16 protein-coding genes are annotated in these 12,763 nt (G+C 30.0%); 9 read left to right on the top strand and 7 right to left on the bottom strand.

The genetic code is table 11. The features are described 5' to 3' along the window. Positions 1 to 236: 236 nt before the first annotated feature. Positions 237 to 497: a 30S ribosomal protein S20 gene (rpsT, locus tag ABXT47_RS06940; protein ID WP_415308434.1), complete on the bottom strand. Its 261-nt coding sequence runs from the start codon at positions 495 to 497 to the stop codon at positions 237 to 239. A gap of 50 nt (positions 498 to 547) precedes the next feature. Then, a complete protein-coding gene (gene mutM / locus ABXT47_RS06935) occupies positions 548 to 1,411 on the bottom strand; it encodes a bifunctional DNA-formamidopyrimidine glycosylase/DNA-(apurinic or apyrimidinic site) lyase (protein WP_415308433.1) in 864 nt (287 codons plus the stop codon). A 35-nt stretch (positions 1,412 to 1,446) separates the two neighbouring features. On the opposite strand from mutM, the gene ABXT47_RS06930 reads away from it, so the two are divergent. From ABXT47_RS06930 to ABXT47_RS06905, 6 genes are read left to right on the top strand one after another with little or no spacing between them, the layout of a single operon-like run. Next, positions 1,447 to 2,151 (top strand): class I SAM-dependent methyltransferase, encoded by a 705-nt coding sequence (locus ABXT47_RS06930; RefSeq protein ID WP_415308431.1) that lies wholly within the window; start codon positions 1,447 to 1,449, stop codon positions 2,149 to 2,151. Continuing rightward, positions 2,151 to 3,719, top strand: coding sequence for a 2-polyprenylphenol 6-hydroxylase (ubiB, locus tag ABXT47_RS06925; RefSeq protein WP_415308429.1), 1,569 nt, complete (start codon positions 2,151 to 2,153; stop codon positions 3,717 to 3,719). Before ABXT47_RS06930 ends, ubiB begins: the two co-directional genes overlap by 1 nt. An 8-nt stretch (positions 3,720 to 3,727) precedes the next feature. Beyond that, complete coding sequence (gene coaBC / locus ABXT47_RS06920; RefSeq protein ID WP_415308428.1) at positions 3,728 to 4,933, top strand: bifunctional phosphopantothenoylcysteine decarboxylase/phosphopantothenate--cysteine ligase CoaBC; 1,206 nt, start codon at positions 3,728 to 3,730, stop codon at positions 4,931 to 4,933. 6 nt (positions 4,934 to 4,939) lie between these two features. Continuing rightward, complete coding sequence (gene dut, locus ABXT47_RS06915; protein WP_415308426.1) at positions 4,940 to 5,377, top strand: dUTP diphosphatase; 438 nt, start codon at positions 4,940 to 4,942, stop codon at positions 5,375 to 5,377. Then, a complete protein-coding gene (locus ABXT47_RS06910; protein WP_415308424.1) occupies positions 5,374 to 6,129 on the top strand; it encodes a HesA/MoeB/ThiF family protein in 756 nt (251 codons plus the stop codon). Before dut ends, ABXT47_RS06910 begins: the two co-directional genes overlap by 4 nt. After that, positions 6,126 to 6,575 (top strand): SH3 domain-containing protein, encoded by a 450-nt coding sequence (locus tag ABXT47_RS06905; protein ID WP_415308422.1) that lies wholly within the window; start codon positions 6,126 to 6,128, stop codon positions 6,573 to 6,575. Before ABXT47_RS06910 ends, ABXT47_RS06905 begins: the two co-directional genes overlap by 4 nt. On the opposite strand, the gene ABXT47_RS06900 is transcribed toward ABXT47_RS06905, so the two are convergent. The 4 genes from ABXT47_RS06900 to ABXT47_RS06885 form a co-directional block, all read right to left on the bottom strand. Further along, positions 6,568 to 7,161 carry a DUF3501 family protein gene (locus ABXT47_RS06900; protein ID WP_415308421.1) on the bottom strand — a complete coding sequence of 198 codons (594 nt, stop codon included), beginning with the start codon at positions 7,159 to 7,161 and terminating at the stop codon, positions 6,568 to 6,570. The two genes, ABXT47_RS06905 and ABXT47_RS06900, sit on opposite strands and share 8 nt — an antisense overlap. Before the next feature lie 2 nt (positions 7,162 to 7,163). After that, the gene (locus ABXT47_RS06895) at positions 7,164 to 8,495 is read right to left on the bottom strand and encodes a (Fe-S)-binding protein (RefSeq protein ID WP_415308419.1); all 1,332 of its coding nucleotides are present in this window, start codon (positions 8,493 to 8,495) and stop codon (positions 7,164 to 7,166) included. 57 nt (positions 8,496 to 8,552) lie between these two features. Continuing rightward, the gene (locus ABXT47_RS06890; RefSeq protein WP_271512302.1) at positions 8,553 to 8,969 is read right to left on the bottom strand and encodes a rubrerythrin family protein; all 417 of its coding nucleotides are present in this window, start codon (positions 8,967 to 8,969) and stop codon (positions 8,553 to 8,555) included. Between the two features lie 104 nt (positions 8,970 to 9,073). Continuing rightward, positions 9,074 to 9,505, bottom strand: coding sequence for a Fur family transcriptional regulator (locus tag ABXT47_RS06885; RefSeq protein WP_415308418.1), 432 nt, complete (start codon positions 9,503 to 9,505; stop codon positions 9,074 to 9,076). Between the two features lie 70 nt (positions 9,506 to 9,575). Here ABXT47_RS06885 and fabA point away from each other — a divergent pair, with 70 nt between their 5' ends. The 3 genes from fabA to ABXT47_RS06870 are packed head-to-tail and all read left to right on the top strand — an operon-like array spanning position 9,576 to position 12,076. Continuing rightward, positions 9,576 to 10,076 (top strand): bifunctional 3-hydroxydecanoyl-ACP dehydratase/trans-2-decenoyl-ACP isomerase, encoded by a 501-nt coding sequence (gene fabA / locus ABXT47_RS06880; protein ID WP_415308416.1) that lies wholly within the window; start codon positions 9,576 to 9,578, stop codon positions 10,074 to 10,076. Then, positions 10,076 to 11,287: a beta-ketoacyl-ACP synthase I gene (fabB, locus tag ABXT47_RS06875; protein WP_415308414.1), complete on the top strand. Its 1,212-nt coding sequence runs from the start codon at positions 10,076 to 10,078 to the stop codon at positions 11,285 to 11,287. The genes fabA and fabB overlap by 1 nt, the downstream gene beginning before the upstream one ends. A 3-nt stretch (positions 11,288 to 11,290) precedes the next feature. Then, positions 11,291 to 12,076 carry an enoyl-ACP reductase gene (locus tag ABXT47_RS06870; RefSeq protein ID WP_415308412.1) on the top strand — a complete coding sequence of 262 codons (786 nt, stop codon included), beginning with the start codon at positions 11,291 to 11,293 and terminating at the stop codon, positions 12,074 to 12,076. 20 nt (positions 12,077 to 12,096) lie between these two features. Here ABXT47_RS06870 and ABXT47_RS06865 read toward each other — a convergent pair whose 3' ends face one another. Further along, positions 12,097 to 12,747, bottom strand: coding sequence for a class I SAM-dependent methyltransferase (locus ABXT47_RS06865; RefSeq protein ID WP_415308410.1), 651 nt, complete (start codon positions 12,745 to 12,747; stop codon positions 12,097 to 12,099). Positions 12,748 to 12,763: the final 16 nt, after the last annotated feature.

The following is a 12,763-nucleotide window of genomic DNA, read 5'->3' as shown; positions in this document are numbered from 1 at the left end:
TAACGCGAACTTTTTTTAAAACTGATCTGTTTTTATTTTTAGAAAAATATTTTTGTGAAACTGTAATTTAATTGGACAATTTATTATAAAAATAAATTTTACAAATTTAAAATCTGTGAGTGTGTGATTTACAAATAATAAACTTTATGTGATCTAGATATGGTATTTTTTATTAAAAAAAAATCTTATTTGGTATAAGTACTTTGAGTTGAATTATTCAGCAACTGTAAGTAGTTTTATAAGGCTGAGATCTTTTTTGTTATTCTTGAAACATTTCGTGAAGCATTAGCTTTTTTAATAATTCCAGTCTTTGCAACTTTCATTAATTCTGAGTTCAACTTTGGCAAGAATTTTAAAGCGTCATCTTTTTTCTTTTCTTCAAGAAGAAGATTCATCTTTTTTATAGCATTCCTATATTTACTCTTACGAGCCTTATTGACTAGTGTTTGTGTAGCAATTTTTCTAATTCTTTTAATTGCAGATTTTGTGTTTGCCATAAGCGCAGTGGTATAGCTCGAGAATTTATACTGGTCAATAGAATAATTGCTTATTTTTGGCAGGTATTGCAAAAAAAAGTGGATCTATTGGATATAAATATTTTCTTTATTTTTCCGGTACATTTATTTCTTACACAATTTAGATTTTCTCTTTGATAAACTTTAAATTCTTTTTGAAAATTACCTTTTCTGCCAGAGGTATTCTTAAAATCACGAATACTTGAACCACCTTTTAGAATGGCTTTATTAAGCACACTTTTTGAAAAAGAAATAATCTTTTTACAGTCTTTTTCTGATAACTTCATTGCATTTTTTGTTGGTTTAATTTTACTTAAAAATAAAATTTCACTTGCATAAATATTTCCTATTCCAGATACAAATTTTTGATCTATTAAAAAACTTTTTATGTCCTTTTTTTTGTTAAAAAAATATTTTAACAGGTATTTTAAATTAAAATTTTTAAAAAATGGCTCTGGCCCTAAATGTCTAAATCTATTTATTAGTTCTTGTTTATTGTCTAAAAATTTAAAAAAACCGAATCTTCTAGGATCATTATAAATAACTTTTAAATCTTGAAATTGTATTTCAACATGATTATGTTTTTTTGGTAAACTTGGAGAATTATAAAAACTAACATTAGTATATTTATTCAAGTCATTTTTTTTTATTAAATGAATAGTTCCTGACATTCCTAAATGAATTAAACAAAATGAACCATCAGAAAAGTTTAAAATTAGATATTTAGAAAACCTAGTAACTTTTTTAATAATCTTATTTTTTAATAATTCTTCAAATTTTTGAGGAATTTTAAACCTTAAATTTCTATTTTTAATTATTACTTTCTTGATTTTTTTTTGTTCTATTTTTTTAGCTAGCGATTGTTTGATTATTTCTACTTCTGGTAATTCTGGCATTTAACGTTATATTATCAATAAATAATAAATTTAACATGCAACAATATCTCCAAAATAAAAAAGGACTCGTTCAAGGTGTCTTTGACAATGTCTATGATAAATACGATTTAATGAATGACTTCATGTCTCTAGGCGTTCATAGAATTTGGAAAAGAGATTTAATAAGCTGGTTGAATCCCTCACAAGATAAAATTTTAATTGATGTTGCTTGTGGCACTGGTGATCTAGGTAAACTTTTTTTAGATTTGACCAATAAAGATGGTAAAATTTTTTGTGTAGACCCTAATAAAGGAATGGTTGGTAAGGGTAAAATTAAACTAAAAAATTATAAGAATATCAACTGGATGATTGCACCAGCAGAAAAATTGCCTATTAAGGATGGTTCTTGTGATTTTTATACAATTAGCTTTGGCTTACGTAATACTAAAAATCTTAATAAAGCTCTATCAGAGGCTTATCGTGTTTTAAAACCAGGTGGTCGCTACTTATGTTTAGAATTTTCTAAAATTCAAAACTCAAATCTAGATTTTATCTATAAAAATTATTCAAAACTTATTCCTTTAATAGGAAAAGTAGTTGCAGGTCAGAAAGAGCCTTACGAATATTTGGTCAAAAGTATTGAAGAGTTTATTAATCAAGAGGAATTAATTGATTTAATGAAAATAAATAAATTTGAAAATTGCAGTTACAGAAATTTATCTGGTGGGATTGTAGCAATACACTCTGGTTGGAAAATATAATGATTAGAAAACTATTAACATTATTTAAATTAGGAAGAAAGTTAGCTCAATCTGACATCTTAAATGTTGTTTCTAAATTTAAAAAACCTCCTCTAGTTATTAAGATTCTTTTCCAAGTACTTTCATTTTCTTTTTCTAGTCCAAAAAAAGGTAACTTTGATGTCACTGAGGGTGAAAAACTTTCTAAATCATTACAATCAATGGGAACAACCTTCATTAAATTAGGACAATTTTTGGTTACTAGGCCAGATATAATTGGTGATGAATTGGCCAAACAGTTAGAGGGTTTGCAAGATAGACTTCCTGCTTTTTCTTTATCTGAAGCAGAGGCAATCATTAAAAAAGATTTAGGAGAAGAAACTTTTAATACAATAATAGATTTAAGTGAGCCAGTAGCAGCTGCTTCAATAGCGCAAGTTCACAAAGCAAAAGTAGATGACAATGGTACAATAAAAGATGTGGCTATTAAAATCTTAAGACCTGATATTAAAAGAATATTTAATGAAGAAATAGATGCACTCTTACTTTTTGCTTTTTTAATAGAATCATTTATTAAAAAAACCAAAAGACTAAAATTAATTGAAGTTGTTTTTTTACTTAAAGAAATAACTAATCTAGAAATGGACTTAAGGTTCGAAGCTGCTGCTGCAAATGAATATGCCGAAAATACAAAGAACGATGCAGGTTTTAGAGTTCCTGTTATTTATTGGAATTTTACAAGTGAAAATGTAATGACACTTGATTGGATAGATGGTGTTTCTATTCGGGAAACTGAAGATTTACAAAAAAGAAATATTGACACAAAAAGAATTGCCTCTGATATTATTCAGCATTTTCTAAGACATGCTGTTAGGGATGGTTTTTTTCATGCAGATATGCATCAAGGAAATATATTTATTGATAATAGTGGACAAATTGTACCAATAGACTTTGGCATTATGGGTAGATTGGACAACCTCAGTAAAAGATTTTTAGCAGAGATTTTATTTGGTTTTATTCAGCGAGATTATAAAAAAGTTGCCGAGGTGCACTTGGTTGCTGGCCTTGTGCCTAAAGATGTGCCAGTTGATGATCTTGCTCAAGCGCTACGCTCAATTGGCGAACCAATTTTTGGTCAATCTGTTAAAGACATTTCAGGTGGAAAATTACTAAAACAACTTTTTGACGTTACTGAAAAATTTAATATGCAAACTCAACCTCAGTTATTAATGTTACAAAAAACTATGGTTGTTGTTGAGGGAGTTGCAAGAAAACTTAATCCAAATACTAATATATGGGAAACGTCAAAACCAGTTTTAGAAAGCTGGTTAAGAGAAACAAAAGATCCTATTAATACTTTGAATGAAGGCTTAAAAAGTACTACCGAAGTAATTAAAAGATTACCTGATTTTCCAGAGATTATGGATAAAGCCAATCAAGCACTTACATTTTTGGCAAGCGGTCAAATACCTCATAATTCAAAATCCTATAAGGCCCTAAATGAAAAGAAATCTGAAATGATTACGTTTAGAAACCAGTCTATTGTTGGTTTATTATTACTTGTAATCTTTGGCCTATTAGTATTTTAATTTGCTCGATGAATAATTTATTTCAAAAAAAAATACTTTTAATAATATGTGGAGGAGTATCTGCATATAAGAGTTTGGAGCTTATTAGATTGTTAAAAAAACAAGGTGTAGAAGTTAAAACCATACTTACTAAAAGTGCCAAAGAATTTGTAACCCCCCTATCGGTGACCTCACTTTCTCAAGGAAAAGTTTATGATGATTTATTTAATGCTGAAAATGAAGCTGAAATGAACCACATATCACTATCTAGATGGGCAGATGTAATACTTGTTGTTCCTGCCACTGCAAATACTATTTCTAAATTAAGCGCTGGATCTTCAGATGATTTAGCCTCAACAGTAATTCTTGCATCTGATAAAGATGTTTTTTTGACACCTGCTATGAATGTTAGAATGTGGGAACATCCATCAACTAGAGAAAATCTTAAAAAACTAAAATCATTTGGTTATAAAATTATAGGTCCTGAAATTGGTGATATGGCTTGTGGAGAATTTGGTGAAGGGAAAATAACTGAACCAGATAATATTGTTCAAGAAATTAATTCATACTTTAATAAATTACATAAAAATTATAAACTGAAAGCCTTAGTAACGGCTGGACCAACTAATGAATATATTGACCCTGTGAGATTTATAACAAATAAATCTTCTGGAAAACAAGGCCATGCTTTAGCAAAAGCATTCGCTAAAAAGGGTTTTCAAACTACTTTAATTTCTGGACCTACAAATTTAGAAGTGGGCAGCAATATAAAATTAATTAAAGTAGAAACTGCAGATGAGATGTTTAAAGCTACACAAGATAATCTACCAACAGATGTAGCAATTTTTTCAGCAGCTGTTGCTGACTTTAAAGTTAAAGAAATAAATAGTAGTAAAATAAAAAAAACGGGAAAATTAAATTTAGAACTAGAAAAAAATATTGATATTTTAAATTATGTATCAAAACATAATTCTCTTAGACCAAAGTTGGTAATTGGATTTGCTGCAGAAACTAATAATGTGGAAAAAAATGCAAAAAAAAAATTAGAAGAAAAAAATTGCGACTGGATAATAGCAAATGATGTCTCCAATAAAGCAATTGGATTTCACTCCAATTTTAATGAAGTTTCAATTTATTATAGAGATAAAAATATGCATGATGAAAAGCTTGGAATAAAAAGTAAATCTGAAATTTCTGATGAAATAGTAGATAGAGTTATTAAAAAATTAAATTAAAATTCAGTGGCTAAAGTATTAATCAAAAAATTAAATCCTAAAGTAGAATTACCTACCTATAAAACATATGGTGCTTCAGGTATGGATTTGATGGCTTTTATCGAGGAGCCTATTAAAATAGCTCCTAATAGCTCATATTTGGTTCCTACAGGGCTTTCAATGGCATTTTCAGAGGATTATGAAGTTCAAATTCGTCCTCGATCTGGTTTGGCTGCTAAAAAGAATATTACAGTTTTAAATACCCCGGGAACAATTGATAGTGATTATAGAGGAGAAATTAAAATTATACTTTTTAATCATGGTAAAGAAGATTTCCTTATCACCAATAAAGATAGAATAGCACAAATGATCTTAATGCCTGTAATTAAGATGGAGCTTGAAGAAATAGATAATTTACCTGATACATTACGAGGTGATGGTGGATTTGGCTCAACAGGTAAATGAATAACCAATTAAGAAAATCATCAATAGAGAGATATTCAAGACAAATAGTATTAAAGGATATTGGTACTATAGGACAAAAAAAAATTATATCTGCAAAGGTTTTAATTGTTGGAATGGGTGGCTTAGGATCTCCTGTTGGTGAATTTCTTACAAGAGCTGGCGTTGGTTCAATAGGAATAGTTGATGATGATAAAGTTAGTTTATCAAATCTACACAGACAAAGTCTTTATAACACTAGTGATATAGGAAAATTTAAAGTTCAAGTAGCAAGGGTTAAAATTAAAAAAATAAACCCAAGTATTAAAATTAAGATTTATAAAATAAGACTTAATAAAAGTAATTTTAAGAAAATTATAAAAGATTATGATTACATAGTTGATGGTTCTGATAATTTTTCTACAAAATTTTTATTAAATGATTTTTGTTATAAATTTAAAAAAATACTTGTAACTGGAGCTATAAGTAAATTTGATGGACATATATTTACTTTTAATTTTAAGAATAAAAAAATCCCATGTTTAAGATGTTTTTTTCAAGACTCTGATATTTCAGATGATTTATTAAATTGTGAGTCAGAAGGTATTCTTGGTACAATTGCTGGTATAATTGGAGCTATACAAGCAAACGAAGTTTTAAAGAAAATACTTGGTATTGGAAAGAGTCTTGACGGATATATTTTTATTTTAGATTTACTACAATTAAATTTTAGAAAAGTTAAACTTAAAAAAAGAAAAAACTGTTTTTGTAAATGATAAAAAAAATAGCTATTTGCGTTTTGTATCTATCAGTTTTATTTGGTCAATTTTCAATAGCAGAAGAAAAGTTTCTCTCTTTAAAAAAAAGTAAAGTAAATGTTAGATATGGACCAAGTTTTGATTCGGAAATCAAATATATTTATAAAAAAATAAATTTACCCATAAAACAAATAGATCAAAAAGAAAATTTTAGAAGAATTGTAGACTTAAAAAATAATAGTGGATGGATCCATGTTTCTCAGGTTAAAAAATCAAACTCTATTATCATCTTAGAAGACAAAATCTTATATAAAAAACCATCTAACTTTGCAAAACCAATAGCCAAATTAGAAAAAGGAAGGCTATTAGTTTTAAAAAAATGTCAAAATATATGGTGTAATGTAAAGACCAATGATTATTCAGGTTGGGTCAAAACTGGAAATATTTGGGGTTCTGTTAAATAAAATCAGCACATAGTGATTTCACACTATCTTCAGCTAGTCTTGTGGTGTGGATATATTCTTTATGATCAATCCCAAGTTCAATGGTTGCGCTACCTGACTTAAATTTAGAAATTTGATCATCATTTAATTTAAAATGGATAAACTGTACTGAAGAAGCTTTTCCTTCTGCTGATGTTCTATCAACATCTTCCTCTGCAACAGCCTTAACAATTTCATCATTAATTTTTATGAATATTTTTTCTTCAATTCCTCCAACTTTACCTAAAAATGCAGCTCTTGAAATTGGATTATCAATTTCAAACATTAGTGTAGCCGTAAGTTCTTTTCCATTTGGAACTAAAGGGTTGTAAGCTATTAATTCATCTTTTAATTGCTCATCTCCTCCTTTTTCGATGTGAAGCATTTCTTGAACTTGGGCAACCATAGTTTCAAAACTTTCAAAATAAAAAGTGGCATAAGGACCAAGTGCTATTCTTCTATCTTTTTTAAACTCAACTAAATCTTTTCTAATTTGTTTTCTGCTTTTTGCATAAACATCAGATGATAATAAATCTTGTTTTTCTATTTGTCTTTTTTCTTTGCTCATAATTATAATCTATAACTTTTTGCCATTAATTCGATAGGGTGAAGTGCCTCATCATTTGCAATATTTGTGTCTGTTTCTAATTGTTTTAAATGCTTACCTGCCAAAGGACAATCTGAGGCCATATATTTATTGTTTTTATTTTTAATTTGTCTTGCTGTTGGTGTTCCAACTTTTACAGCTAAATCGTGAGTTTCCTTCATCACACCAAAAGTTCCCCCATGACCAGCACATCTTTCAACAACATCTATTTTTATATTAGGGATAAATTTAAGCATATCTCTAGATTTAATACCCATGTTTTGTGCTCTTGCATGACATGCGTTGTGAACTGTAACTCCACCATCAATTTCTTGTAAACCTTCTGCTAGGCCTTCCTTTTGTGCTATATCAACAATATATTCATCTATATCACTAACACTTTTTGAAAGTCTTTTAATGTTTTCGTCATTTGGCAATAGTAAAGGCCATTCAAATTTTAACATTAGACCACAACTGGCTGTTAAAGTAATAATTTGATAACCCTTATCTACCCACTCCAGTAAATCTTTGGAAACTTTTTTGGCTTGCTCTACAACTTTTGGTAAATCTGCTTGCTCAAGATAAGGCATTCCACAACAACCTGGATAAGCTTCTTGAACCTCTACTCCATTTTTCTTTAAAACTTTTAATGCAGCCACGCCTGTATCTTTTTTATTAAAATTAACAAAGCATGTTGAGTAAATTACAACTTTTCTATTTTTAGATGGAGCTTCATTATTTGTTGGAAAATTATTTTTTTTAAAATAATTTGTAAACGTTTCTGAATTATAAGTGGGAAGTGTAACTCTCATATCAATCCCAGCAATTAATTCTAATATTTTTCTAAAGAATTTATTTTTAATGCTTGATGCCCAGTTTATTAGTGATGATAGCATTACACCAATTTTTGCATTTCTATCAATTTGAGCTAGTTGCGCGGGCACTGCTGGCAATTTATTTAATTTTTTTTGAGCTGTTCTATATCTCAACATTAAATGAGGAAAGTCTAAATCAAAATCATGCGGTGGAACATAAGGACACTTAGTCATAAAACACATGTCGCATAAAGTACAAGCGTCTACTACAGGTTCAAACTGTTCACTTTTTAAACTTTCTACGTCCTCATTTTCTGACTCATCAATCATGTCAAATAATTTTGGAAACGAGTCGCATAAATTAAAACATCTTCTACATCCATGACAGATGTCGAATGCTCTTCTCATTTCGTCATCTAATTTTTTGGGGTCTAAAAAATCAGGATGCTCAAAATTTATTGGGTGCCTAATGGGTGCATCTATACTTCCTTCTTTGCTCATATTTAAAATTTTAGGATTTGATGGCGGGGAAGAACCCCACCATAAATTAAGTCTTATTTACGCAATAGATTCTAATGTTTTTTGGAATTTACCTGCGTGTGATTTTTCAGCTTTTGCTAAAGTTTCAAACCAATCAGCAATTTCTGAAAAGCCTTCTTCTCTAGCTGTTTTTGCCATACCTGGGTACATGTCTGTATACTCATGTGTTTCACCTTGTACCGCTGAAGCTAAATTCGCTTTAGTCTCACCAATTGGTAATCCTGTAGCTGGGTCTCCAACTTCCTCAAGATACTCAAGGTGTCCATGTGCATGACCTGTTTCACCTTCAGCTGTAGATCTAAATACAGATGCTACATCGTTATAACCTTCAATATCTGCTTTTTGAGCAAAATATAAATAACGTCTGTTTGCTTGGCTCTCACCTGCAAATGCATCTTTTAAGTTTTCTTCTGTTTTACTACCTTTTAATGACATATTTTTCTCCTTAATGATTATAATGTATATATAATCGTTCTAAACTATATGTCAACAGTTTAGAATTGTTTTAATGTAAATATTAAGTTGTTGAAATTATTAAATTATTTTTGCGTTTGATTATCAGTTGCAACTTTAATTAATACTTCTACTGATTTTATTTTTTTTCCTGTGATATTTTTTTTTATATTTACAGAATCAATATCGTCGTTGCTACAATCAATGAGCTCATTTGTGTCTTCGTCAAAAAAATGATGGTGCTCTGTTACGTTAGTATCAAAATAACTTTTGTCTGAATTGATAGAAATTTCTTTTAAATATCCTTTTTTTTTAAATGCATGAATTGTATTGTAAACTGTCGCTAAAGATATTTTTTCACTCAACTTCTCCTCAATAATTTTAGTTAGATCATTTATTGTAAAGTGAAAAGTTTTTTCAGGTGAAAACAATACTTCACAAATTTTTAGTCTCTGTCTTGTTGGTCTTAGGCCAGATTCTCTTAATTTTCTCGTGTATATACTTATATTGTTCATCATTGTTTATAATAGTTCTAAACTATTTCTATATTATAATTACGATAAATCAAGTATTAAGGGATTGAAATTTATGAAAAAAAACTCATTCACATACGATGAGCTGATAAGTTGTGGTAATGGAGAGCTTTTTGGCCCAGGAAATGCAAAATTACCTCTTCCGCCAATGCTGATGTTTGATAGAATAACAGAAATTAATGATGCTGGTGGAGAGTTTAACAAGGGTATTATAAAGGCTGAGCTGGATATCAAAGATGATCTTTGGTTCTTTGATTGTCACTTTAAGGGGGATCCGGTTATGCCAGGGTGTCTAGGATTAGATGCAATGTGGCAATTAGTTGGGTTTTATCTGGGATGGCTTGGCAATCCTGGAAAAGGAAGAGCTTTAGGGGTTAGTACTGTAAAATTTACTGGTGAAGTTTTAAAAAGTGTTAAAAAAGCAACTTATGTAATTGATATGAAAAAAATTATGTTACCTAGTGGAACTTCTGTTGGTCTTGCAAATGGTTTATTATTTGCTGATGATAAAAAGATATATTCAGCAGAAAATTTAAAAGTGGGTTTATTTAAATAATGAGAAGGGTAGTAGTCACAGGTTTAGGTGTAGTTTCTTGTTTAGGAAATAATCAGGAAGAAGTTTATCAGTCTCTTCTAAATTCAAAATCAGGAATATCTTTTTGCGGAGAATACAAAGAGCATAATTTAAAAAGCCATATTCATGGAAAACCAAACATAAAACTTGAAGATCATATTGATAGAAAAACAATTAGATTTATGGGATCTGGATCTGCGTACAACTATATTGCAATGAAAGAGGCTATCAAAGATTCAGGATTGGAAGATAAAGATGTAAGTAATTTTAAAACTGGAATCGTTATGGGCTCTGGTGGTCCATCAATTGAAAATGTTGTTTTGTCAGTTGACAAAACTAGAGCTAAGACACCAAAGTTAATGGGGCCATTTATTGTTCCAAGAACTATGGCCAGTACATCTTCGGCGACACTTGCCGTACCTTTCAAAATTAAAGGAGTAAACTATACGATGAGTTCTGCTTGTGCAACTAGTGGACACTGTATCGGTCATGCAAGCGAACTAATCCAAATGGGTAAACAAAATATTGTTTTTGCGGGTGGTAGTGAAGAACTGCACTGGGCAATGACTGCGATGTTTGATGCGATGACTGCACTGTCTTCTAAATACAATGATGCACCTGAAACTGCTTCAAGAGCCTATGATAAGACTAGAGATGGCTTTGTAATAGCCGGTGGTGGTGGAGTTTTAGTGCTTGAAGAGTACGAACATGCAAAAGCAAGAGGTGCAAACATATATGCTGAATTAACAGGCTATGGCGCAACTTCTGATGGGTACGATATGGTAGCTCCATCAGGTGAAGGTGCTGTAAGATGTATGAAGATGGCTTTAGCAACTGCTAAAAATAAAATGGATTACTTAAATACTCATGGTACATCAACTCCAGTTGGAGATATAACTGAACTTAGAGGTGTCGGTGAAGCATTTGGTGCTGAAATACCAAAAATTAGTTCTACTAAATCACTTTCAGGTCACCCATTGGGTGCTGCATCAGTTCATGAAGCAATTTATAGTTTGATCATGATGAAAAATAGTTTCATCACAGCATCTGCTAACATCACTGACATGGATGATGAAGCTAAAAAATTTCCAATCGTTACTAAAACAGAAACAGATGTTAAGTTAAATTCTGTTATGTCTAATAGCTTTGGTTTTGGTGGAACAAATGCAACTTTAATTTTTGAGAAAGTTTAATTTATGAATTTAATGAAGGGTAAAAGAGGATTGATTATGGGTGTTGCCAATGAAAGATCTATTGCCTGGGGGATCTCTCAGAAACTTGCAGAAGCTGGGGCAGAACTTGCATTCACTTATTTAGGTGATGCATTAAAGAAAAGAGTTATTCCTTTGGCAGAAAAGTTAAATTCAAAAGCAACGTTTAGTTGTGATGTTGAAAGCAAAGAAGAGGTTATAAAACTTTTTGAAGATATTAAATCTCAGTGGGGACAAATTGACTTTGTTGTTCATGCAGTTGCTTTTTCAGATAAATCAGAATTATCAGGTGAATATTTAAATACATCTAGAGAAAATTTTTTAAGAAGTATGCTAATCTCATGTTTTTCATTTACAGAAGTTGCAAAAGAAGCTTCTAAGATAATGAAAGAAGGTGGCAGTATTTTAACTTTAACTTACGAATCAACTAAAGCTATTCCAAATTATAATGTAATGGGTGTTTGTAAATCAGCTCTTGAGGCAAGTGTTAAGTATCTTGCAAGAGATCTAGGTGCTAAAGGCATGAGAGTGAATGCTATTAGTGCGGGTCCCATTAAAACTTTGGCAGCTTCTGCTATTGGAGATGCAAAATTCTTATACAAATGGAATGCAGACCATTCTTTCTTAAAGAGAAACGTTGATATTCAGGATGTTGGTAACTCAGCTTTATACCTTTTAAGCGACCTTGCTGGCGGTGTTACAGGTGAAATTCATTACGTAGATGCTGGATATAACAAGGTTGGAATGCCAGACCCAAAGAATATTACCTAAAAACCAATAAAATCAATATTTTATTTTCTTATAATTATCCAAGCGTATTTTGTTAAAATCTCTTTTTTTAGTCTTTTTTTCAAAAAAATATTTAAAATTTTTGATTTAATTGAATTAATTTTAGGTAAAATAAATTCTACTTTTAAATTATTTTTTTTTGAATAATATTCAAAAAAATTTTCAATATCAGAAATAGTAAAAAACCATCTATGCCTATCTGATGGTTTATTTAATGGCAATCCATAAAATTTGTTATAGTAGCCATTTTCAAACTGATTTTTAGATCTTTTATCAAAAAGTATTTCAAAAAAAGCATGCACACAATTGGGGAGAGAGATAATAATATATTTTTCAGAGACTCTATTCATTTCATCTAAAATTAAATGAAAATTTTCTAAATGCTCTAGTACGTCCAAACAAATAACTGTATCAAACGAATTACTCTCAAAAGGAATTTTTTCAACATTATCAAGATCTAATGTTATATTATTATCACCACTTTGATCTACCTCTGTAACTTTATACTTAGTGTCCTTAAAATATCTACTTCCTCCTCCTCCTAAATTTAGAATTGTTTTGGTGTCTGAAAAAAATTCATCTATCAATTTAATGCAGTAAGCATTTCTTCCTTCTCTACTTTTATAGTCTGGATTAGAATAATTTTTCAACATTTGATTTATCCTATTA

This window comes from Candidatus Pelagibacter sp. Uisw_099_02, assembly GCF_047727625.1.
In the GTDB taxonomy this organism is placed as follows: domain Bacteria; phylum Pseudomonadota; class Alphaproteobacteria; order Pelagibacterales; family Pelagibacteraceae; genus Pelagibacter.
The sequence above is the reverse complement of the archived record's forward strand: the minus strand, read 5'-3'. Positions and strand labels throughout refer to the sequence as shown.

Coding starts and splice junctions, on each gene's coding strand:
- ABXT47_RS06870 (WP_415308412.1), top strand. CDS start 11,291: ATGAATTTAATGAAGGGTAAAAGAGGATTGATTATGGGTGTTGCCAAT.
- coaBC (WP_415308428.1), top strand. CDS start 3,728: ATGAATAATTTATTTCAAAAAAAAATACTTTTAATAATATGTGGAGGA.
- fabA (WP_415308416.1), top strand. CDS start 9,576: ATGAAAAAAAACTCATTCACATACGATGAGCTGATAAGTTGTGGTAAT.
- mutM (WP_415308433.1), bottom strand. CDS start 1,411: ATGCCAGAATTACCAGAAGTAGAAATAATCAAACAATCGCTAGCTAAA.
- ABXT47_RS06910 (WP_415308424.1), top strand. CDS start 5,374: ATGAATAACCAATTAAGAAAATCATCAATAGAGAGATATTCAAGACAA.
- ABXT47_RS06895 (WP_415308419.1), bottom strand. CDS start 8,495: ATGAGCAAAGAAGGAAGTATAGATGCACCCATTAGGCACCCAATAAAT.
- ABXT47_RS06900 (WP_415308421.1), bottom strand. CDS start 7,161: ATGAGCAAAGAAAAAAGACAAATAGAAAAACAAGATTTATTATCATCT.
- ubiB (WP_415308429.1), top strand. CDS start 2,151: ATGATTAGAAAACTATTAACATTATTTAAATTAGGAAGAAAGTTAGCT.
- ABXT47_RS06930 (WP_415308431.1), top strand. CDS start 1,447: ATGCAACAATATCTCCAAAATAAAAAAGGACTCGTTCAAGGTGTCTTT.
- ABXT47_RS06865 (WP_415308410.1), bottom strand. CDS start 12,747: ATGTTGAAAAATTATTCTAATCCAGACTATAAAAGTAGAGAAGGAAGA.
- ABXT47_RS06890 (WP_271512302.1), bottom strand. CDS start 8,969: ATGTCATTAAAAGGTAGTAAAACAGAAGAAAACTTAAAAGATGCATTT.
- ABXT47_RS06885 (WP_415308418.1), bottom strand. CDS start 9,505: ATGATGAACAATATAAGTATATACACGAGAAAATTAAGAGAATCTGGC.
- fabB (WP_415308414.1), top strand. CDS start 10,076: ATGAGAAGGGTAGTAGTCACAGGTTTAGGTGTAGTTTCTTGTTTAGGA.
- ABXT47_RS06905 (WP_415308422.1), top strand. CDS start 6,126: ATGATAAAAAAAATAGCTATTTGCGTTTTGTATCTATCAGTTTTATTT.
- rpsT (WP_415308434.1), bottom strand. CDS start 497: ATGGCAAACACAAAATCTGCAATTAAAAGAATTAGAAAAATTGCTACA.